This is a genomic window from Vibrio sp. 10N.286.52.F8 (assembly GCF_041468745.1).
In the GTDB taxonomy this organism is placed as follows: Bacteria; Pseudomonadota; Gammaproteobacteria; order Enterobacterales; family Vibrionaceae; genus Vibrio; species Vibrio crassostreae_C.
Genome location: NZ_JBFRJF010000018.1, coordinates 67,280 through 89,853 on the forward strand (window position 1 = coordinate 67,280; position 22,574 = coordinate 89,853).

The 22,574-nt window shown below is 44.7% G+C and carries 19 protein-coding genes; 12 read left to right on the forward strand and 7 right to left on the reverse strand.

Translation table 11 applies throughout. The features are described 5' to 3' along the window. Positions 1 to 99: 99 nt before the first annotated feature. Genes yejF through AB4133_RS10745 form a run of 4 tightly spaced genes read right to left on the reverse strand, consistent with a single transcriptional unit; the run spans position 100 to position 5,782 of the window. Positions 100 to 1,722, reverse strand: a complete 1,623-nt coding sequence (gene yejF / locus AB4133_RS10730; RefSeq protein ID WP_372224416.1) for a microcin C ABC transporter ATP-binding protein YejF — start codon at positions 1,720 to 1,722, stop codon at positions 100 to 102. Between the two features lie 9 nt (positions 1,723 to 1,731). After that, positions 1,732 to 2,754 carry an ABC transporter permease gene (locus AB4133_RS10735; protein WP_017060847.1) on the reverse strand — a complete coding sequence of 341 codons (1,023 nt, stop codon included), beginning with the start codon at positions 2,752 to 2,754 and terminating at the stop codon, positions 1,732 to 1,734. Between the two features lie 31 nt (positions 2,755 to 2,785). Further along, a complete protein-coding gene (locus tag AB4133_RS10740) occupies positions 2,786 to 3,874 on the reverse strand; it encodes a microcin C ABC transporter permease YejB (RefSeq protein ID WP_004730359.1) in 1,089 nt (362 codons plus the stop codon). Positions 3,875 to 3,886: 12 nt separating this feature from the next. Then, positions 3,887 to 5,782, reverse strand: a complete 1,896-nt coding sequence (locus AB4133_RS10745) for an extracellular solute-binding protein (protein ID WP_372224418.1) — start codon at positions 5,780 to 5,782, stop codon at positions 3,887 to 3,889. Positions 5,783 to 6,118: 336 nt separating this feature from the next. On the opposite strand from AB4133_RS10745, the gene AB4133_RS10750 reads away from it, so the two are divergent. After that, the gene (locus AB4133_RS10750; RefSeq protein WP_372073216.1) at positions 6,119 to 7,162 is read left to right on the forward strand and encodes an endonuclease/exonuclease/phosphatase family protein; all 1,044 of its coding nucleotides are present in this window, start codon (positions 6,119 to 6,121) and stop codon (positions 7,160 to 7,162) included. 115 nt (positions 7,163 to 7,277) lie between these two features. Here AB4133_RS10750 and AB4133_RS10755 read toward each other — a convergent pair whose 3' ends face one another. After that, a complete protein-coding gene (locus AB4133_RS10755; RefSeq protein WP_372169869.1) occupies positions 7,278 to 7,790 on the reverse strand; it encodes an outer membrane protein in 513 nt (170 codons plus the stop codon). A 419-nt stretch (positions 7,791 to 8,209) separates the two neighbouring features. Here AB4133_RS10755 and rbsD point away from each other — a divergent pair, with 419 nt between their 5' ends. From rbsD to AB4133_RS10790, 7 genes are all read left to right on the forward strand, one after another. Then, positions 8,210 to 8,629, forward strand: coding sequence for a D-ribose pyranase (rbsD, locus tag AB4133_RS10760; RefSeq protein ID WP_017060853.1), 420 nt, complete (start codon positions 8,210 to 8,212; stop codon positions 8,627 to 8,629). Between the two features lie 99 nt (positions 8,630 to 8,728). Continuing rightward, positions 8,729 to 10,234, forward strand: a complete 1,506-nt coding sequence (rbsA, locus tag AB4133_RS10765) for a ribose ABC transporter ATP-binding protein RbsA (RefSeq protein WP_009844906.1) — start codon at positions 8,729 to 8,731, stop codon at positions 10,232 to 10,234. Continuing rightward, positions 10,231 to 11,217, forward strand: a complete 987-nt coding sequence (gene rbsC, locus AB4133_RS10770; RefSeq protein WP_017068492.1) for a ribose ABC transporter permease — start codon at positions 10,231 to 10,233, stop codon at positions 11,215 to 11,217. Before rbsA ends, rbsC begins: the two co-directional genes overlap by 4 nt. A gap of 149 nt (positions 11,218 to 11,366) precedes the next feature. Continuing rightward, entirely contained in the window at positions 11,367 to 12,245 is an 879-nt protein-coding gene (gene rbsB / locus AB4133_RS10775; RefSeq protein ID WP_017060856.1) for a ribose ABC transporter substrate-binding protein RbsB, read from the forward strand. Between the two features lie 191 nt (positions 12,246 to 12,436). Then, positions 12,437 to 13,381, forward strand: a complete 945-nt coding sequence (rbsK, locus tag AB4133_RS10780; protein ID WP_017060857.1) for a ribokinase — start codon at positions 12,437 to 12,439, stop codon at positions 13,379 to 13,381. 151 nt (positions 13,382 to 13,532) lie between these two features. After that, on the forward strand, positions 13,533 to 14,534 hold the full coding sequence (locus AB4133_RS10785) for a substrate-binding domain-containing protein (protein ID WP_136975001.1): 1,002 nt from the start codon (positions 13,533 to 13,535) through the stop codon (positions 14,532 to 14,534). Positions 14,535 to 14,756: 222 nt separating this feature from the next. After that, positions 14,757 to 17,216 (forward strand): CHASE3 domain-containing protein, encoded by a 2,460-nt coding sequence (locus tag AB4133_RS10790; RefSeq protein ID WP_372224421.1) that lies wholly within the window; start codon positions 14,757 to 14,759, stop codon positions 17,214 to 17,216. 118 nt (positions 17,217 to 17,334) lie between these two features. Here AB4133_RS10790 and AB4133_RS10795 read toward each other — a convergent pair whose 3' ends face one another. Next, positions 17,335 to 18,126, reverse strand: a complete 792-nt coding sequence (locus tag AB4133_RS10795; protein WP_372224423.1) for a carbon-nitrogen hydrolase family protein — start codon at positions 18,124 to 18,126, stop codon at positions 17,335 to 17,337. 154 nt (positions 18,127 to 18,280) lie between these two features. Continuing rightward, positions 18,281 to 18,703, reverse strand: coding sequence for a lysozyme inhibitor LprI family protein (locus tag AB4133_RS10800; protein ID WP_372224425.1), 423 nt, complete (start codon positions 18,701 to 18,703; stop codon positions 18,281 to 18,283). A gap of 345 nt (positions 18,704 to 19,048) precedes the next feature. Here AB4133_RS10800 and AB4133_RS10805 point away from each other — a divergent pair, with 345 nt between their 5' ends. The 4 genes from AB4133_RS10805 to AB4133_RS10820 all read left to right on the forward strand — a co-directional run bounded on the left by AB4133_RS10805 (position 19,049) and on the right by AB4133_RS10820 (position 22,432). After that, positions 19,049 to 20,620: an EAL domain-containing protein gene (locus tag AB4133_RS10805; protein ID WP_372224426.1), complete on the forward strand. Its 1,572-nt coding sequence runs from the start codon at positions 19,049 to 19,051 to the stop codon at positions 20,618 to 20,620. Positions 20,621 to 20,716: 96 nt separating this feature from the next. Next, positions 20,717 to 21,115, forward strand: coding sequence for a hypothetical protein (locus AB4133_RS10810; protein ID WP_017064752.1), 399 nt, complete (start codon positions 20,717 to 20,719; stop codon positions 21,113 to 21,115). Between the two features lie 788 nt (positions 21,116 to 21,903). After that, positions 21,904 to 22,152, forward strand: coding sequence for a type II toxin-antitoxin system Phd/YefM family antitoxin (locus AB4133_RS10815; protein ID WP_004730320.1), 249 nt, complete (start codon positions 21,904 to 21,906; stop codon positions 22,150 to 22,152). Beyond that, positions 22,142 to 22,432 (forward strand): type II toxin-antitoxin system RelE/ParE family toxin, encoded by a 291-nt coding sequence (locus AB4133_RS10820; protein ID WP_005377002.1) that lies wholly within the window; start codon positions 22,142 to 22,144, stop codon positions 22,430 to 22,432. The genes AB4133_RS10815 and AB4133_RS10820 overlap by 11 nt, the downstream gene beginning before the upstream one ends. Positions 22,433 to 22,574 lie beyond the last annotated feature (142 nt).

Genomic DNA, 22,574 nt, shown 5'->3' on the forward strand with positions numbered 1-22,574 from the left:
ATGTACTTCTGAAATATTGGGCGCAGTGTAATCTTAAAACAACGAAATGACCATGTTGAATTCAACCAGAGCCCATTTGTTTTAAACAAACCCTCTGCGTTATAAAACACCACCAACATTCGAAAGACTCACCAACTGCTTAGTATATTCATGCTGCGGATTACCAAACAAAGTCTCAGTGTCGCCCTTCTCTATTACCTCGCCAGCTTTCATGACGATGGTGTAATGACACAAGGATTTCACGACATTCAGATCATGACTGATAAACAAATAGGTCAGGCCATACTTTTCTTGAAGTGACTTCAGCAAATCCAATACTTGAGCTTGAACGGTTCTGTCCAATGACGATGTTGGTTCATCGAGCAGGATAAACTCTGGCTTTAAAATCAAAGCACGAGCAATCGCAATACGCTGCCTTTGACCGCCAGAAAACTCATTTGGGTAACGGTGACGCGTTTCAGGATCGAGGTCAACCTCTTTCATTACGTCACAGATGCGTTGGTCGAGTTCGTGCTCATCCAATTGTTGATGCACTAACAAACCTTCGCCAATCACCTGAGCGACCGACATTCTCGGGTTTAGCGCAGAAAACGGGTCTTGAAAGACTACTTGCATACGGCTTCTAAACGGAAGCATCTGTTTTCGATCTAAACCTTGAAGCTGTTCATTCGAGTAGGTGATTGACCCTTCACTATTTACCAGCTTAAGTATCGCCATACCGGTCGTCGATTTACCAGAACCACTTTCGCCAACCAAACCGATTGAGTGCCCTTTCTTCAAAGTGAACTCCATGTCGGTCACAGCTTTAACATGAGAAATGGTGCGCTTGAATAAACCGCCCGTGATCGGGAACCAAACACGAAGTTGATTTACATCGAGTAGCGGTTTGCTTTCGGGTGACACAGGAACGGGCAAACCTTTCGGATCAGAGTTAATAAGTTTTTGAGTGTAAGGGTGAGCAGGCGCGTTAAACAGGGTATGACAGTCGTTACTTTCAACCAAGCGACCATCTTTCATTACCGCTACTCTGTCGGCAATCTTACGAACGATACTTAAGTCATGAGTAATGAAAAGCATTGCCATACCGAGCTCTTGTTGCAGGTCTTTTAGAAGGTCGAGGATCTGCGCTTGTACCGATACATCCAAAGCCGTTGTCGGCTCATCAGCAATAAGCAGCTCTGGTTCATTGATCAGTGCCATCGCGATCATCACGCGCTGGCGTTCTCCACCAGATAGCTCGTGCGGATAGGCTGAAATCTTTTGCTCAGGATAGCGAATGCCAACCTTGGATAGCCACTCTATCGCTAAGGCTTGCGCTTTGTTGGTTCTCATACCTCGGTGAATCGCGAGGGTTTCAACAAGCTGTTTTCCGACTCTATGAAGCGGATTCAGCGAAACCATGGGCTCTTGAAAGATCATGCCGATGCGACCACCACGAATCCCACGTAGCTGTCTTTCAGAACAACTCAGAATATCGGTGCCAGAGAAATTGATCTTACCGTTTAAGTAATGAGACGAGCCTTTTGGTAACAGCTTTAAAATCGAGTTAGCCGTGACCGATTTTCCGGAACCACTCTCACCCACCAGCGCTAATGTCTCACCTTTGTATATTTCTAAAGAGACATCTTGTGTCACTTGCTCTATCGAGTTTTTTCGCCCGAAACCGACAGACAGTTTATCTATGGTCAAAACCGGAGAAGCAGGCGTTGTATTTGAAGTCATAACCTATCCTTACTTCTGTTGATGCGGGTCGAAAGCATCACGCACCGCTTCACCAACGAAGACCAGTAACGTAAGCATCAGTGAAAGCACGACGAAGGCAGAAATGCCAAGCCAAGGCGCTTGTAAGTTAGCTTTACCTTGCGCCAACAACTCGCCTAACGAAGGCGAACCCGCAGGAAGACCAAAGCCCAAGAAGTCTAACGAAGTCAGTGTGGTCACCGAGCCTGAAAGAATAAACGGCATCATGGTTAACGATGCAACCATCGCGTTAGGTAACATGTGACGAAGCATAATACGTTTGTCATCAACACCCATGGCTTGCGCGGCTCGCACATAATCGAAGTTTCGGCAGCGTAAAAATTCCGCTCGCACGATGCCGACTAAACTCATCCAACTAAACAGCACCATAATCCCGAGCAACCACCAGAAATTCGGCTCAATAAAACTCGACAAAATAATCAGCAAGAACAGGGTCGGCATACCAGACCAGACTTCAATGAAGCGTTGTCCGAATAGATCAACCCAGCCACCGTAGTAGCCTTGTGTTGCGCCAACCACGACACCAATCACGCTCGATACAATGGTCAGAATAAAACCAAATAGAACGGAAATACGGAAGCCATAAATGATACGAGCTAATACATCTCGCCCCTTATCATCAGTCCCTAACCAGTTCACCGAATCGGGCTCCGATGGCACCGCACCTGAAATATCGAAGTTTATTGTGTCGTAGCTAAACGGAATGATTGGCCACACGATGTAACCGTTGTCTTCAATGAGCTCGATAACATACGGGTCTTTGTAGTCGGCCTCGGTTTCAAACTCACCACCAAACTCCGTCTCGGCATATTCATTGATAACAGGCACAAACCACTGATTATCATAAGAAACCAAGAGTGGTTTATCATTGGCAATGATCTCAGCGAACAGGCTCAAGCCAAACAAGATGGTAAATATCCAAAGGGAGATAAAACCACGCTTGTTTGCTTTAAAACGTAACCAACGAGCTTCAGCTAAAGGGTTGTTAAACATTTATTATCAATACCTTGTTATTCGTTCGCCATTAACGCGCTTCAAAATCAATTCGAGGATCAACCCAGGTATACGTCAGGTCGGAGATAATGCTCAGCACCAAGCCAAGCAAGGTCATGATATAGAGAGAGCTGAACACCACGGGATAGTCACGTTGAATGGTTGATTCAAAGCCAAGCAGACCAATTCCTTCGAGTGAAAACATCACTTCAATCAACATAGAACCCGTGAAGAAAATACTAATAAATGCGCTTGGGAAACCCGCAATAATGATCAGCATGGCGTTACGGAAAACGTGCTTATAAAGAATACTGCTCTCGTCCAAGCCTTTCGCTCTCGCAGTCACTACATATTGCTTATTGATTTCATCAAGGAAGGAGTTTTTGGTCAGCATGCTGAGCGTGGCGAATCCACCGATAACCATGGCGAAAATGGGCAACGCCAAGTGCCAGAAGTAGTCGCCAATTTGCTGATACCAGTTGAGCTGGTCGAAGTTACTCGACACAAGCCCTCGCAATGGGAACCAACTGAAGTAGTTACCGCTTGCAAACAAGATAATCAGAATAATCGCAAACAAGAAGCCCGGCACCGCGTAGCCGACAATCACCACCGCGCTCGACCAAATATCAAAGCGAGAGCCGTGATGTATCGCCTTCATGATGCCTAAAGGTATCGAGATCACGTAGATGATTAAGGTACTCCACAATCCCAAGGAGATGGAGACGGGCAGTCGCTCGATGATCAAATCAATAACGTTGCCGCCCTTAAACAGGCTTTCACCAAAGTTAAAGGTCGCGTAGTTTTTCAACATATCGAAGTAGCGAACGTGAATCGGTTTATCAAACCCAAACTGCTTTTTGATCTCTTCAACCACTTCAGGATCAAGCCCGCGTGAGCCTTTATAGCCACTGGCAGACGCTTGATCACTTTCACTTAAATCAACTTCTTGTCCACCACCAGAAAAACGCTCCATAATGCCAGAGTTATGCCCTTCTAATTGAGCAACAGCTTGCTCTACCGGGCCTCCAGGCGCTATCTGGATGATGAAAAAGTTGATGGTGATGATCGCCCACAGCGTGGGGATCACCAACAATAAACGTCGAAATATATACGCGGCCATGCTAACTAACTCCTAGCGACGTTTTTCAGGAAGCAAAGCCGCCTTCTCTTCTGAAATCCACCATGTATCGATACCTAAATCGTATTTAGGCAATACATCTGGACGCTCAAACTTGTCCCACATTGCTACGCGATACTCGCCAACGTGCCATTGCGGGATGTTGTAGAAATTCCACTGCAATACTCGGTCTAGTGAACGACCTAGTGTAAGAAGCTTTTCAGGGTGCTGTTGGTTACGCGCAATTTCTTCTGTTAACGCGTCAACCACTGGATCGATAACACCTGCAGTATTGTAAGTAGAATCAATGTAGTTAGAGTTCCAAACGATCATTAAGTTCGGGCTAGGATAAGGGTTTGCGGAAAATGACGACGAAACCATGTCGAAATCACGATCACGCAAGCGCTTGATGTATTGAGTGGTATCGATGGTACGGATCTTCATCTCAATACCCATGCGCTTAAGGTTCTTTTGAACCGGCGTTGCGATACGTTCCGTGGTTGGGCTGTAAATCAACAACTCAAATGACATCGGCTTGCCAGTCTTTTCGTTGGTCATGACTTTGTCTTTCAGCACCCAACCCGCTTCTTTCAACAATTTGAAAGCGGTACGCATTTGGCTACGAATACGACCGCTACCATCGGTGACGGGTGGTTGGAATTCTTCGGTGAAAACTCGCGGTGGAATCTGATCTTTGTATTGAGACAACAACTCGACTTCAGCTTCGCTTGGTAAGCCTTTCGCTTCGTAGTCGGTATTTTGGAAGTAGCTACGAGTACGCTTGTACTGACCATAGAACATGTTCTTGTTCATCCACTCAAAGTCCATCGCATAGGTTAACGCTTCACGCACTTTAGGATCCGAGAACACAGGTGATTGAATGTTGAAGACGAAACCTTGAGTCGTTTCAGGCTTCTCGTGGTTGATCTCTTCTTTAATGATGTAGCCTTTATCGAAGTTCGCGCCCGTATAAGAGTTGGCCCAGAACTTAGCCGAGTTCTCGGTTCGAAGATCGAACTCCCCAGCTTTAAAGGCTTCCAACATTACCGTGTCGTCACGGTAGTAATCGTATTGCACTTGCTTGAAGTTATTACGACCAACGTTAACCGGTAGGTCAGCTGCCCAGTAGTTTTCATCTAGACCATAGGTAACACTTTGGCCTGATTTATAACTGATGATCTTATAAGGACCACTACCGACTGGTGGCTCGCTTAGAGGTTCAGACAGCTTTCTGTCTTTCCAGAAATGTTTCGGCAATACACGAGTGCTTTGCGCAAAGCTGAACAGTTTTTCGCGGTTTGGAATGTTCATTTCAATACGAACAACCAAATCAGAGACCGCTTTTACTGACTTAATCTCTTTGTAATACACACGATACTGAGGCACGCCCTCGGTTGAGAACTTGTCAAAAGTAAAGGCAACATCATGCGCAGTGATAGGCTCGCCATCTTGGAATTTAGCATTTGGGTTGATGTCGATTTCCATCCAAGTGAAATCACTGGAGTAGCGAACCTTTGAAGCGATCAATGGATAGTACGCATCAATCTCGTCACTCGGAGAAAACATCAAGGTATCGTAAATCTCTCCGGTATAACTTGCAGCAACGCCGCGGGAACCGAATCGATTAAAGCTATCGTACGTACCTATGCTGCCATAGGTCACTTTGCCCTGCTTTGGCGCATCAGGATTAACGTAATCGAAGTGAGTGAAATCGGCTGGATATTTTGCTTCACCAAAACCAACCAGTTGTGTGGTTTCAATAACGGTGACAGCAGGAGTTGATTGGGTTTCAGAAGCGTAAGTAACGGAGGGTTGTAAAGCAATAAGCGGCAACATGATTGCACATGACTTCAAATTAAACCTGAAAAACTGAGTGCGTTGCGAGGCTTTGCGTCGAAAAACTGTTCCCATTTGACTCTCCCTTCAAATGTCATGAATTCTATATTCAAGTTGATTTATCGGCTTTGAATGCATGCCGTTAAATCAAGTATAGGTTCAAATCTAACATCATGTAATAACTAATAAAACCATCAGCACTCTATCTCTGACGGTTTATTTACAAATTACTCGTCACCGCTCGAAGTTATTGGATGCAGTGAGCTTTGATTGCTTAGCCTGAATGACACAAGCCTCAACGGCTAAGATTCCTTTGGTTGGCTTCTAAAGTGAAATTTAGGCTCTAAATAATCAACAAACTATACTTTTACTGGAGTATCCTTGCTGCCTAGGTCTAAATGGAATGACACTTTGAACAAACCAAACCAAATAACATTCGCAACGTTCAACCTTCTGAACTATCTCGAGCCACCGAATGCTTATTATGATTTTGAGAACATCTACAGCTTCGAAGAATGGCAGAAGAAGCAACATTGGATGGCTGAAGCGATTCGCTCATTAGATTGCGATGTGATTGGCTTCCAAGAGATATTTAGCCCGCAATCTTTAGAGCTATTGATGAACGAGCTAGGTTATCCATACTTTGCAGTGGTCGATAGCGCCAACGTTGAAGATGATTACCTATACACCTCACCAGTCGTTGGGATCGCTTCCCGTTACCCGATTGAAAACGTGCAGCCTGTTACGCCAGATTCGAAGTTACTGAAAGCATTCAACCTTGACGACAAATTCTCATTCAACAGAACGCCTGTTCACGCGACGATTACGTTACCCCATTTAGGTTCAACCGACTGTTATGTGGTGCACTTCAAATCACAACGTCCGACAGAGCCAAAAGCAGAATCTGTCGATGCGGACAACACTCAGCAAGGTGCAAAACCACAAAGTGACACGCTCACTCGTTTTCACCAAGAACAGCTTGGCTCTTGGCTATCAAGTGTCCAACGCGGTCTAGAAGCTCAGATGCTGCATCAATACATCACCAACCAACGCTACCAAACCGAGCAACCTGTTGTGTTGATGGGTGACTTTAATAAGCCACTGTTTAATGATGAGTTTAAAGGGCTGTTGAATTACTCAATCAACCGAGACGAAAACAGCAAGCATTGGCTATCCCACTTTCGCTTGAAAGACAGCTGGGATCTTTACCATCAACTGCATGAAGAAGACTTGCTTGAACAGCGAAAGCCAACCCATTACTACGGCGCTTCTGGATCTGTACTGGACTACATTTTGATGTCGAACGAGTTTGATTGTCAGAACTCTTCAAGCTTAATGGAGATCTCTAGCTACACAGTGTTAGACCATCACCTGATTAATCCTAGTTTTGAACACGACCAATTCAGTACCGACCATGCCATCGTGTCTGTCACCGCTCATATTCGTGAAGCCTAGAGTTAAACATAAAAAAGCCGCAGTCAAAAACTGCGGCCTTCCACTTTAGTTAAACGGGTTGAGCCAACCGACGCCCCATTTAGAAACCGATTTACCGTTTAGCAAAGTGTGAAACTTAGAATGTGTACATTGCGCCTAAGTAGAAAGAGTCCAGAACAACAGTATCTTCTGTCTTGTGTCCGTTTTCGTAATCTTCGATATCAAAAGCATCGGCTTCGTATGCTAAGCGAAAGCTCAACGAAGACATTGTAGGTGGCGTGTATTCAACACCAACACCCATACGGATGCCATCTCCCGAATCATCAAAACCATCTCCTGACGGGCGAGAGCCATCAGCAAGCTTCATGTCTAGATCAATAGCCGACAGACCGATAGTGCCAAATGGACGAATGCCATTATCAAACGTGTAACCGAGGTTCGCCGTTACCGAAAAGATTTGAGGTGTCCAAGTGAAAACCTTATTACCAGATTTCGTTTTCAGGGCTATATCACCAAAATCTGTGTATTGAGCTTCAACCGATACAATACGGTTAAATTTGTAACCAGCAATTAATCGGTAAGTATTGTCTTCGGCTTTAAAAGTAATAGGCTCACTGATCGTGTCAGTTAACCCGCCCACTTCGACCATTAGCACACTTAAATAATTACCCGCTCCAACAGCAGGCCAATTTGCTCAATCTCCACAATTTAGAATAAGACGAACAGAAAACACGATGAACCACACAATAGACTTCAACGGCTTAATCATTGATATCGACGCAATGTGTTCGCGCGATTAAGAGCATCCAACGTCCAGATCATTACCATTAGTAAGTTCGGATATGCGCTATCGATTGAACCCACGTAAAAGGATTTATGCAATCAATGGCGGTGACTAAGATCACCAAAAAACGCCCCATCGAAACGTTTCGATGATCATTATCACACTCTAAAACAATCAAACGTGCAAATGATAAATCAGACACTATTATCACTATCGAAACGTTTCGATGGCTTTTCTTGAGTTGTTCTCAACCCATCAAGCGTTATTTTTCGATAGGTCGTGATATGAAAAAAAGTACTCTAATAAACTCTGAACTCTCTTACCTAGTGGCGACTCTTGGCCACACAGATGAAATCACGATTTGTGACGCGGGCTTACCAATTCCAGACCACGTAACTCGTATTGATCTTGCTTTAACTCACGGTGTCCCAAGCTTTCAGCAAACGGTAAAAACCATGCTGGATGAATCTCAAATCGAAGGTGTTGTGATTGCAGAAGAGTTTGCGAAAGTAAGCCCAGAGCACCACGCTGCGCTGATTGATTTAATCAAGACAGAAGAAGCGCGTTGTGGCAAATCGCTTTCTATTACTTACATCACTCATGAAGAATTCAAACAGCGTACGCATGAAAGCCGCGCGGTAATTCGCACCGGTGAGTGCACACCATACGCAAATGTTATTTTCCAAGCTGGCGTAACCTTTTAGCTCAAGCAAAACGCAACGACAGCTCAGTGACATCACTGAACCAAAACAATACATAGACAGAACAATCAAATACAACTGGCCCCGAGTAAAGGAACCGACATGACTCAAGCCATTTTAGAACTTAGCTCAATTGAGAAAGCCTTCCCTGGTGTGAAAGCACTGGATAAGGCAAGCCTCAACGTTTATCCAGGACGCGTAATGGCGTTAATGGGTGAAAACGGTGCGGGTAAATCAACGCTTATGAAAGTGCTGACAGGCATCTACCACTTGGACGGCGGCACTATTGCCTACCAAGGAAAACCTGCTGCATTTAAAGGGCCACGTGATTCTCAACAAGCAGGCATTAGCATCATTCACCAAGAGCTGAATCTAATCCCTGAATTGACCATCGCCGAGAACATCTTCTTAGGTCGTGAAATCACGGGCACCATGGGTCGTATCTTGTGGAACGAGATGTACCAAGAAGCAGACAAGCTACTTAAACGCCTTAACGTGAAACACAGCTCGAAAACGCCTCTAGGTCAGTTGAGCCTTGGTGAGCAGCAAATGGTAGAGATTGCGAAAGCCCTATCGTTTGAATCTAAAGTCATCATCATGGATGAACCAACCGATGCGCTAACCGATACCGAAACTGAGTCTCTATTTAAAGTAATTAACGAACTACGTGATGAAGGCTGTGGCATTGTTTACATCTCTCACCGTTTGAAAGAGATCTTTGAGATTTGTGATGACATCACCGTGCTTCGTGACGGTAAGTTCATTGGACAATGTGAAGTAAAAGACACCGACGAAGATGGCCTAATCGAGATGATGGTTGGCCGTAAACTGGACGAGCAATATCCACGTATCGGCCAGAGCCATGGTGAAACTTGTCTTGAAGTGATTGGCCTGACGGGTTCTGGTGTTCACGATGTGAGCTTTACGCTAAAACGCGGTGAAATCCTGGGTGTATCTGGTCTAATGGGTGCTGGCCGAACTGAACTGATGAAAGTGATTTACGGTGCCCTTCCAAGTGAACGCGGCGTCATCAACCTAGAAAATAAAACCATCAACCCTGTAAGCCCGAAAGACGGCTTGGCCAATGGCATTGCTTACATCTCTGAAGACCGTAAAGGCGATGGCTTAGTTCTAGGGCTTTCTGTTAAAGAAAACATGTCGTTATGTTCACTTGACCTACTAACAAAGAGCGGTCAAATCCAACATAAAGACGAAGTGATTGCAGTCGATGACTTCATCAAGCTATTCAACATCAAAACCCCGACGCGCGAACAGATTATTGGCAACCTTTCTGGTGGTAACCAACAGAAAGTGGCTATCGCTAAGGGCTTGATGACCAAACCAAAAGTACTGATTCTCGACGAGCCAACGCGCGGTGTCGATGTCGGTGCTAAGAAAGAGATTTACCAACTCATTAATAAATTTAAAGCCGACGGCATGAGCATCATTTTAGTCTCATCTGAAATGCCAGAAGTGTTAGGAATGAGTGACCGCATCATGGTGATGCATGAAGGCCGTGTAAGCGGTGAATTTGATGCTAAAGAAGCAAACCAAGAATTATTACTGGCGTGTGCGGTCGGTAAAAAGATCAACGAGGACGCAGCATGAGTACTAAAACCATGAGCAAAACAACTGAAGCTCCAAAGAAAAAACCGTTAATCAGCAAAGAGTGGCTGATTGATCAAAAGTCATTGATTGCTTTGCTCTTCCTGATTGTTGTCGTTTCTTTCTTAAACCCGAACTTCTTTACTGTCGACAACATCCTAAACATTCTGCGCCAAACCTCGGTTAACGCAATTATCGCTGTAGGTATGACGCTGGTTATCTTAACCGCGGGTATCGACTTGAGTGTTGGCTCTGTACTGGCACTTTGTGGTGCATTCGCAGCCAGCATGATTGGCATGGAAATCCCAGTGATGATCGCCGTGCCAACCGCTCTAGTAGCTGGTGCAGCATTAGGTGCTATCAGTGGTGTGATTATCGCCAAGGGTAAGGTTCAAGCCTTCATCGCAACGCTTGTAACCATGACTCTATTGCGCGGCGTGACCATGGTTTACACCGACGGTCGTCCTATCTCGACTGGCTTTACAGACACAGCAGACGCATTCGCTTGGTTCGGTACAGGCTATGCAATGGGCATCCCAGTTCCAGTATGGATCATGGTCGTGGTATTCGCAGCGGTATGGTACCTACTTAACCACACACGCTTTGGTCGCTACGTTTACGCATTGGGTGGCAATGAATCAGCAACTCGCCTATCAGGCATCGACGTAGACAAAGTAAAAATCGGCGTTTACGCAATCTGTGGTCTACTAGCAGCGGTTGCAGGCATCATCGTGGCATCTCGTTTGTCCTCAGCTCAACCAACCGCAGGTATGGGTTATGAGCTAGACGCTATCGCAGCCGTAGTTCTTGGCGGGACAAGCTTAGCTGGCGGTCGTGGCCGTATCATGGGCACATTGATTGGTGCTCTGATTATCGGCTTCCTAAACAACGCCCTAAACCTACTAGACGTATCTTCTTACTACCAGATGATTGCAAAAGCAGTGGTTATTCTTCTGGCAGTATTGGTCGACAACAAAAACAAATAAAACCTATTCACACTCTAGGTTAATACAAGTAACACTCTAGTTTAATAAAAGTAACAGTTTGTTTTACCTTAAAATATTAGAATCTATAAATAATGTAACTACGAGTTAGGACTCACCTCCTAACTCACCCTACACAAAGGACTTACACCATGAAAAAATTAGCGACTCTTATTTCTGCTGCTCTTCTTTCTACAACGGTATCTGTGTCAGCACAGGCGCAAGATACAATGGCAATCGTTCTGTCTACATTGAACAACCCATTCTTTGTAACCATGAAAGATGGCGCAGAAGCGAAAGCTGAAGAGCTAGGCTACAAGCTTATCGTTCTGGATTCTCAAAACGACCCAAGCAAAGAGCTGTCGAACATTGAAGATCTAACCATTCGTGGTGTTAAGGCAATCCTGATCAACCCAACAGATTCAGACGCCGTGTCTAACGCAATTCGCATGGCTAACCGTTCAAACATCCCAGTACTAACACTAGACCGTGGTGCAAGCCGTGGTGACGTAGTAAGCCACATCGCTTCTGATAACGTAATCGGTGGTGAAATGGCAGGTCACTTCATCATGGAAAAAGTGGGCGAAAAAGCGAAAGTAATCCAACTTGAAGGTATTGCTGGTACTTCTGCAGCTCGTGAACGTGGTGAAGGCTTCATGAATGCAGTAAACGGCAGCGACCTTGAGCTTCTTGCAAGCCAACCTGCTGATTTCGACCGTACTAAAGGTCTGAACGTAATGGAAAACTTGCTTGCAGCTAACCCAGATGTACAAGCAGTATTCGCGCAGAACGATGAAATGGCACTAGGTGCACTTCGCGCCGTTCAAGCTTCAGGTAAAGAAGTAATGATTGTTGGCTTTGATGGCACAGACGACGGCATCGCAGCAGTTAACCGTGGTCTACTTGGTGCTACAGTTGCACAACAACCTGACCTAATCGGTTCTCTAGGTATCGAAATGGCAGACAAAGTACTGAAAGGCGAAACAGTAGACGAGTACGTACCAGTACCTCTAAAAATCATCGCTAAGTAATCGTTACTAGGTAACGCGATATAAAGCAGGGAGTTCCCTATCTCCCTGCTTTGATTGGCTCGCTGACTCAAACAAAAGCAAACCCCGACAGTGCATCGCTGTTTCTCATTCCGCTCACAAAAGAGAGCGCACTTAACACCATGAGAAAGACCCATGCATTTTCAAATACGATATATCATAAGGCTCGTATCATGACTCAACTGATTGTTTTAGGTAGCGTTAACGCTGACCACGTACTGCAAGTTCCTTCGTTCCCTCGTCCGGGTGAAACCTTGATTGGCGGTAACTATCAGGTCATCCCTGGCGGTAAAGGCGCAAACCAAGCAGTCGCTGCTGCGCGATTAAACGCAGATATCGGCTTCATCGCCTGTGTCGGTGACGACCCATTCGGCATCAACATTCGTCAAGACTTCGCTAAAGACGGCATCAACATCGACGGTGTTATCGTGGCAGACAACACGCCAACTGGCATCGCGATGATCCAAGTATCCGCAACGGGTGAAAACAGCATCTGTCTTTCTGCGGAAGCGAACGACAAGCTGACTTGCGATCAAATCGAGCCGCATCTAGAGAAGATTCGCGGCGCTGAATACTTGCTGACTCAGCTTGAAACGCCAATTGAAGGCATTGAATACGCTGCGAAAGTAGCAAAAGAGAGTGGCACGCAAGTCATTCTAAACCCGGCTCCTGCTCGTCCATTATCGGATTCACTGCTTGCTTGTGTTGACGTGATTACACCGAACGAAACTGAAGCAGAAGTGCTGACAGGCATTACCGTGACGGACAACGCGTCTGCTCATCAGGCTGCATTGGCTCTGCATGCTAAAGGCATAGAAACGGTAATGATCACGCTAGGCGCGAAAGGCGTGTGGGTGAGTCATCGCGGTCAAGGCAATGAAGCCAGCGAAGGTGAATTAATCGCAGGTTTCCGTGTTGAAGCAACAGATACAACTGCCGCAGGTGACACCTTTAACGGCGCGTTGGTGACAGGCTTGCTTGAAGATATGCCACTTGAGCGTGCGATTAAATTTGCTCATGCTGCAGCTGCTATCTCTGTGACACGCTTTGGTGCTCAAACGTCGATTCCAAGCCGTGCTGAAACCGATGCGTTTTTGGCAGAGCAACTGTCTGCTTAGTTTGATACCTATTTGAAGGCCTAACTTCTGAGCTAAACCGTGGTTAACGGATGTTAGCCTTCAAATTCGGTAACAACAAATAATAAGCATAAGCCCCTGTTTTCAGGCAGAATATCGCCAACGTGGAAGGTTATTCCCACAAGGATTTTTTATGGCAACAATGAAAGACATCGCACGGCTCGCAAAGGTTTCGACTTCTACCGTGAGCCACGTGATCAACAAATCACGCTTTGTCAGTGAAGAGATTGCTGAGCGTGTTAACAGTGCGGCTAAAGAACTCAACTATGCGCCTTCTGCATTGGCTCGCAGCTTGAAAATGAAGCAAACCAAAACCTTGGGAATGCTAGTGACCACCTCTACCAACCCATTCTTTGGTGAAGTAGTGAAGGGTGTTGAACGTCGTTGTTATGAGAAAGGCTACAACCTTATCTTGTGTAATACAGAAGGCGATAGCGAACGCATGAAATCCTCTATCGATACCTTGCTACAAAAGCGTGTCGATGGCTTGATGCTGATGTGTTCAACGCTTGAAGGTCAACATATCGATGTATTCGAGCGCTACCCAGAACTGCCTGTTGTAGTCATGGACTGGGGCCCAATGCTGTTCGCAAGTGATAAGATCCAAGACAATTCGCATCAAGGTGGCTACATGGCAACCAAACACCTGATCGATAATGGTCACTCGGATATTGGCTGTATTACTGGCCCACTGCATCGCAACCAAGCTTCTTCTCGTTATCAAGGCTATAAACAAGCAATGGAAGAAGCGAATTTAGAGATCAACCCTAAGTGGATTGTTGAATCAAACTTCGAATGCGATGGTGGCTTTGATTCTTACCAAACATTGAAAGCTCGTGGTCAAATGCCTTCGGCCTTGTTCGTTAGTAACGACATGATGGCGATGGGTGTGATTCATGCGGCAGCTCAAGATGGCACATTGATTCCAAATGACCTGTCTATCATTGGCTACGATGACATCCACTTATCTAAGTACATGACACCCGCTTTAACCACAATCCACCAGCCAAAGCACCGTTTAGGTAAAGCGGCGGTCGATACCCTGTTAAGCCGACTACAAACGCCAGACGCCTACCCGCAAGTCGTTGAACTAGAACCGACTCTTGTAGAGCGAAGCAGCGTAAAAGCGATTTAGGGCTCAACCCGCCCATGATACAGTTGAAAGCTAGCTTATTCGGGCTAGCTTTTTTGTCTTTGAAACATAATAACGCCGCTTAATCGCCCCTAAAATGCCGTTAATATACGAAACTTACACGCTAAAATATGTATTTACGCACTCAGCAACTATTTGCGCACTTAACGACTGATTATCATCTACACTAACAGTGAATAACAACGACATGGAGAGCGCTGTTTTATGATCGCGGGTTGGTTTGACAATATATCCCTACAGAAAAAGCTATTAGTCAGCTTTTTGATTCCTATCGCTTTGATGCTTATCGTGGCTTTTTCTGTCCATGAAAACACCCGAACGGTTGTAAAAGACAATAATTGGGTTGTACACACACATAAAGCCATCGCTCGGGCTCAAGAACTTCTCAGCTTAACAGTCGACATAGAAACGGCTGAACGTGGTTACTTGATCACGGGTGATCCTGTTTTTTTAGAACCCTACCATTTAGCTCTTGATGTATGGCCTCAAAAACTCCAAACCCTTGCGAATCAAGTGAGTGATAACCCACCTCAAGTAGAACGCCTATATAGAATCGATGATATTCATAAAACATGGCTGAAACAGTCTGGAGAGAAAGAGATCCATCAACGCAGCCTGTTCAATAAAGGCGAAGCTGAAATACAAAGTGTCATCGACCTCACTCAGCAGCAAACCGGAAAAAAATTGATTGATGAGATTCGCCAAGAGATTGCTCAATTCATTGAAATTGAACAACAACTTATTATTACCAGGGTCGAAAAATCGGAGAACTCAGCCAATCAAACCAGCTACATATTAATCCTCGGAACACTGTTTTCCGTGTTCATATCACTCCTTGTTGCTGCGTGGGCGTCAAAGCGTATTAATCGAAGATTACACACCCTACTTGAGGCCACTAACCAAGTTGCCGCTGGCCATTTGGATCAAGGTGCTGCAACTCTGGAATTGAGTTCGAATATAAACACCCAAGACGAAATCGCTCATCTCAAACAAAGCTTTCAAAAAATGACAGACAATTTGATCAGTAATGACAGTGAAATGAAAGCGAAAACTCGGGAGCTAATCGCCGAACGAACCAAAGCTGAAGCCGCAGTAAAAGCTAAGGGCGATTTTCTGTCTACCATGAGCCACGAGATCAGAACGCCAATGAACGGCGTTCTTGGAATATCTCAAATCATTGCAAGCCAGACCCAAGAACCCGAAACAAAAGAGAACATCAACATCATTCTCGATTCTGGTCACCACTTGATGACAATACTCAACGACGTTCTCGACTTCTCAAAAGTCGAAGAAAACAAGCTTGAGCTAGATGTGGCACCCTTTAATTTTGTTCAAGTCATGCAGCCTGTATGCAGCGCTCTAAAACCCTTAGCCGATGAAAAAGGCATTCGCCTGTTGATCGAAAATAACATACCGAAAAACATCCAACTCGTCGGAGACTGTGCAAGGCTACGTCAAATCATGTTCAACTTGGGCGGCAATGCGACCAAATTCACCAAAGAGGGTCATGTGTCCATTCAAGCTGACCTCAATCGCCCCAACAATCAACTGATTCTCACGGTAACAGACACCGGAGTTGGTATCCCGAAAGATAAGCACGAGCAGGTATTCAATTCGTTCGAACAAGCCGACACTTCCACAACAAGGAAGTTTGGCGGAACAGGGCTTGGCCTCGCAATCGTCAAGAACCTAGTCAACCTCATGAACGGAGAAATCACATTAACCAGTGCAGTTGGGCTTGGTACAAAATTCCAAGTCTCCCTGCCTATCACATGGCAAGAAAGCAAAGCGAAAGACATCGCTACCCATACAGTCGATGCAGAAACTCTCAGTTATGACTCGTTAAGTATCCTGTTGGTGGAAGATAACCGTATTAATGCCATTGTTGCACAAGGCTTCTGTGAAAAACTCGGCCATCATGTCGATCATGCAGAGAACGGAAAATTAGCGATTGAACGCCTTAAAACTACTCAATATGACCTTATCTTGATGGACAATCATATGCCTGAAATGAACGGGGTCGAAACAACGCATCACATCCGCGAAAAACTGAAACTAGATACCTTGATATTCGCTTACACGGCCGATGTATTCCGTGAGGCGCATGACAACTTTATTCAGGCGGGTGTCGACCATATTCTGACCAAGCCTCTGCAGCAAGAGAGTTTCTTCGACGCCCTACAACAGTTCTCAAGTCGATTACCGAAACAAACCGCAGCCGAAGGTTCGAGTGAGAATGAAAATATTGTCGAGCTTCATCGTAAGCCTATTGAAACGCTGAGGTTAACGGAAGAAGAGATCAGCCACTCAGAAGTGATACACATACTGAAAGACGACACGGAAGGGTTCAGCTTACTCATCGACTCAACCATTATTGAGTTCGAACAGTCGGTTGATCGTGTCATCGAATACTATTTAGATAAAGAATTAGAGCCACTTTGTCGCACCTTGCACTCCATTAAAGGCATGTCACTAAACTTAGGCCTTAACATGCTTTCTAAGCAGGCATTGGAACTAGAAGTCGAAGCCAAAAATCAACAATTGCCGGATATTGAACGACTGCAAAAGCTGCTCAATCGCCTTATGGTCAATATCCATCAAGCTCAGCGGATGAAAAACGCCCATTCAGTCGAGCATCTGAATCAAATGAACGATCAAGCTTAAGAACGCTTCGCTCCCAAGCTAAAACGCAAGGCTTAATCACCTTGCGTTTTTCGATCTTATACCGCGCTAGTCTCTGTTCTAGCGATTTAACGGTTTAACGGTTTAACAGTTTAACAGTTTAACAGTTTAACAGAGTGGTGATTTGCTGCATCTCATCTTCAACATCAACGCCATTGTATTGCGGCGCAATCGAGAGATCTTGAATACTTACGGTTTCTACCGATTGCCTTTCGTTGAGCTGAGTCATTAACTCCCCTTTGGGTGAGTAGACTCGGCTACCACCACAGTATGTCGCGGTAAACGCATTAACCACATCTTGCCCGACGCGATTACAAGTAACCATGTGACACCCTTCCTCCAAGGCTCTCGCTTGAGCAATGGCAAAACTATGATGCCCACCGAAGTTGGCAGGGTGAAGAATAACGTCGACCGACTGATACCCTCTCATGATCTCCGGGAACCAAATATCAAAGCAAATCGCGACACCAAACTTTAAGCCTTTGTGCTCAAACGAGAGGCGTTCCTCCCCTCTCGAGAAATACTGCTTATCGAATTTGGTTTGACTGATTTTTCTATATTTGTGTCGTAAACCGGAAGCATCCACAACCACGACGCTGTTGTAATATTGGCCGCTATCTTTCTCGGCAATACCAGCAACAATCAAGGTGTGATGCTTCGCTGCAAGCTGAGTTAATGAATCAATAGTACTGCTGTCGGCGAAGTCTTCAGCCAATTCGTGAATTTCTTTAGCCTCGTTAAAAATATATCCAGTCGAGAACAGCTCAGGCAGTAAAGTAATATCACCGACTGACGACTTCGCTTGCAAAAGATCAGAGACCGAATCCATATTCTTTTGTTTGTTTTTGTATTCAACTTCAAGCTGAATAAGCGTGATACTGACATTGCTCACAATCGATTCCTTGCTAGGTAATACTTCAAGCTGTAATGCTCAAGCGGGAGACTAAGCACTAAGAACGAAAGAGTAAGGCAATCCCCGATCGTTTTCTTATTCGCCCGCCAAAGGTTGAAGCAGGTGCACAGTCCTGTACGTATTTTAAACCTGCCTACGGCGCTATTTTAGGCTCTGGTAAAACCGGAGGCGTGCTGTCCATGTAGGTTAAGAAATTCGCCCACACCTCATGCGTGCGCTGCTTGGTTAACGTCGTCTTACAGGAAAGCGCCATAACCCCTCGAATAGAACCATCAAGCCATTGGGTGTAAACAGAATCGCAATGTGCTGTCATGTACGCCTGCCAGCTCTCCTGAGCTTTCTTAATTGACGCCACCAACTGAGCATCATAAGCATTGTGCTCAAAGCTGGCTGCAAGGTATTTATCGAGTTCCGCTTGTGCAGATTCCAACTCAATTGCCGCACAGTGATTGATCTCGATGGTATTCATCGCATTCTCGCAATCAACAACACCTTCGTCGGCCAACGCAGAGAATGAGAAGCACAGCGCTATGAGTGCCGATATCAGTTTTGTCATAATCATCCTTTATGCTGCCACCACCAAAACGAATCGTGTCGTGACTTTATTTATTTAAACGTGGCTCAATATTTAGCTCATTCAGCTCATTCAGCCAGAGCAAATAACAATAAAATTTATCAGGATATAAGCATTTGTTATCCGCATAAATCATCAAAAATGACGCCTCGCCAACTAAAATAAATGAGATAACGCTCAGATTTTGCTGGTAAAACTAGAAAACATATTATTTATATCAATAATTTGTGCCTGCATTCACAATATTAATTATTTATATTGCTACGTAATCGTTAACTTTATAAATTAAATCGAATGCTCACATAAATCGGTAACGCTTCTCCAACTATGGATATCAAGTACCAAAACATTGCCAAGACTTCATTTTACTTTGCCATTTCTTTCTTTTTTTCCATGGCAATGCTCATTCCTTTTACACCGTATCACTACCAAACATTAACCGAAGACACATCAAGGTTAGTCGAAACTAGGTTAGAAAGGATCCAATCAAGGTTCGACCGTTTTTTATCTGAAGTTAGACCTGAACAGTCATGCGACGCGATCGTTAGACAGCTTCGACAAAACGTTTTTGAAGCCGATTGGGTAAAAGAAGCAGCGGTATTCAATAAACAGAACCGATTTTACTGTTCAACCACCGATGCTGACGTTTCATTTCGCCTATACAGCACCATTAGGCAGCGACTCAACGACGACCCGAATTTAACGACCCTGTCGTATTCCAACTCGGCTATCACGCAAGTTCAGTCCATCATGCTCATTTTCTCGAACAAAGAAGATGCCGGAGTGAGCCTGATGATTCCGCCACACTTCATCTATGACCTTGTTGAAACAAACCTGAGCAGCCATGGAATACAGGCCAAAGTTGAAGTGATCAAAAGAGATATCCACCCTACCGATATTGACTCATCAATCGCCAAGGTGCGGATACAATCAAACACCTACCCATTGACCATCACCTCATACATTGGGTATCAGTTTTATCTTCACTTCATGTTGAGTTATTTATGGTTTGGCTTTTTGATGGCCGGAATCACCACCATTATTCTCCTTTCCATCAAGCATAAAAAGCAGAGCCAACGCAGCTTAGAATATTCGCTTTCAAGTGCGCTAAAAAACCAACACCTTCATGTTCACATGCAGCCTATCGTTAACCAAAACACCAATGAGATCGTCGGCTGTGAGTCACTATTACGATGGAACGACCCAATTGAAGGTAACGTCTCCCCGGCTATTTTCATTCCGCTTGCTGAAAGCTTAGGCTTAATTGAGGAGCTCACCTACTTCGTGCTGCGCAAAGTATTAATGACGTTGAAAAGCAATCAAGATGTGTTCGACTCAAAGTACATCAGCGTCAACATCAGCCGCAACGTAGTGTCTAACAGTAACTTCTCTAACAAAGTGATCAGCATCTTTAAAAGACACCCTGAGATCCTCAAGCAGGTGGTTTTTGAAGTAACCGAATATGGTGAATGTTCTGATGCCGACATGGTCAAAATTAGAGACAACCTAACTAAGCTATCGAACAGGGGCGTCAGAGTCGCGATTGATGATTTTGGTACAGGCTACGCAGGGTTAGATTTCGTAAGACAGTTCCCGTTCAGCATTCTCAAAATCGATCGCGTGTTTGTGAAAAACATATCCGACGAATCCAGCTTTGGTCTCCCTTTGCTAGAGTCCATGCTTCAACTATCACGCTCCTTAGGCATGCAAGTCATCGTCGAAGGTGTCGAGTATGAATCCCAAGTGAAAATCTTATCTAAGCTCGGTGTCGACTATATCCAAGGCTTCTATTTTTATAAGCCGATGCCGATAAACCTAACTGTCAGCTTACTCAGGCAGCAGCATTTTGAGTCCGATAACGTTGAGGAACAAACCAACCAGACATTTCCTGTTACATAAGCCACTGAAAAACTGCGAAAGAAAACGCGAAGGCTATGGGTCTCCTTTGATGAACATTTAAATCATCGCATCATTGAATGCATCACAAGGGATATCATGGAAAAGACACTTCAAACCAAACTGGCGACTAGCCTACTACTGCTGAGAATCGGCATTTTTATCGTCTTCTTATTCTGGGGCTTGGATAAGATCCTTGTCCCTGAGCACGCGACAAAAGTACTGTCTGGCTTTTACGGCATCGACATCTCGAACAATGCGATGATGGCTCTGGGTGTCGCGCAGCTCGGATTTTTAGGCGCATTCGTTGTAGGCATGTGGAAAAAGTACACCTACGGAGCCATTTTGGTCTTGCATGCAGGCTCAACCTTTTCCTCTTTTGGAAAATACATGGACCCGTTCAACAACCTACTGTTCTTCGCCTCTTGGCCAATGCTCGCAGCCTGTATCGCAATCTTCTTACTTCGCAATTACGACACTTACAGCGTGTCCAACTAACACAAAGGGCGCCGTTATTGGCGCCCTGTTTGGTTGGGTTGATTCTTATCAACCTAAAATACTCTGTTAGCTGTATGACCCTATTTTACATTTCTATAAGTTACTAGAAACCCTGTCAAACCTATTGAGAGAGCAGCAATACATACTCCCCTCAGTATTGCATCATTGAGATAAGCTGAGTAGAAAAGCATTGCAATAAATGCACTACATGACACCAAAAAAGGTGCAATTGAACGATGGGTAAAACGTGAAGTATCAACCACACTATAACGATCTAGAACCAAATCCAAGAGCAAGAGCATGTGCATAACAAACAAAACATTTAGTACTGGAAGTACCCAGTAAAACCAACTATCTACAGGAAAGCTAAATAGTTGAACAAAGGTAAGGTGAGCCAATATAGAAAACAAAATACTTTTCCAACCATTCGAACTACTTTGTACTCTAATGCGGTATGTTCGTCGGGCGACAGAAGCAAGTGGCTTGACTGAAGAAACCCAAATAGCCAACCAAACTATAAGTAATACCATGGTTCAAGAGCCTCTAAATTAAGGTTTACGCAGCTATTCTGAATTAGGTATCTAGAACTATTATCCCAAGATATCGACACTTTACGCCTTGCTAAGGTGTGAGCAAACCAATACCTTAGCCTCCGCATAATACCTTAAACACATAAACCAACGCATAGTAAAAATGCCACGTGTTGCGAATCACTCTTAAGCAACTTGTTATACCGCTTGATTGAGGCTAAAATGACCAAAATAAAGACCACTTAAGAGACCTATTAAATGACCACTAGAATTTTAGCCGATGTTGCTGCAAGCATTACTGAGTTGAAAGCTAACCCTATGAAAGTTGCAACTAGTGCTTACGGTGAACCTGTTGCTGTACTGAACCGAAATGAGCCAGCATTTTATTGCGTACCAGCCGAAGCGTACGAAATGATGATGGACAGACTCGAAGATCTTGAACTACTAACTATTGCGAAAGAGCGTGAATCTGAAGAGAGTATTTCGGTAAATATTGATGACCTATAAACTCGACTTTAAAAAGAGTGCACTCAAAGAGTGGAAAAAGCTTGGCTCAACGCTTCAACAACAATTTAAAAAAAAGCTAATCGAGCGTTTAGATAACCCGCATGTTCCGGCTTCAAAACTCTCTGGAGCTGACAACATGTATAAGATTAAGCTGCGCCAATCGGGCTACCGTCTCGTCTACAAAGTTGAAGACGATGTCATCATTGTAACCGTCTTAGCAGTCGGAAAACGCGAACGTAGCGATGTTTACCGTAAAGCTATGAAAAGGTTAGATGATTGATTGCGGTATCAAGCCGCATTAAGTGGTGAACAACGCGACCACCCAAGCCTAAACCTTGCCACTTTTAGCACTAAAGCCGACCTAAGCTGAAATTGCCAAGCGTTGAGAATCCGTCTTAAATGCTTTGTATGGATAATAAGCA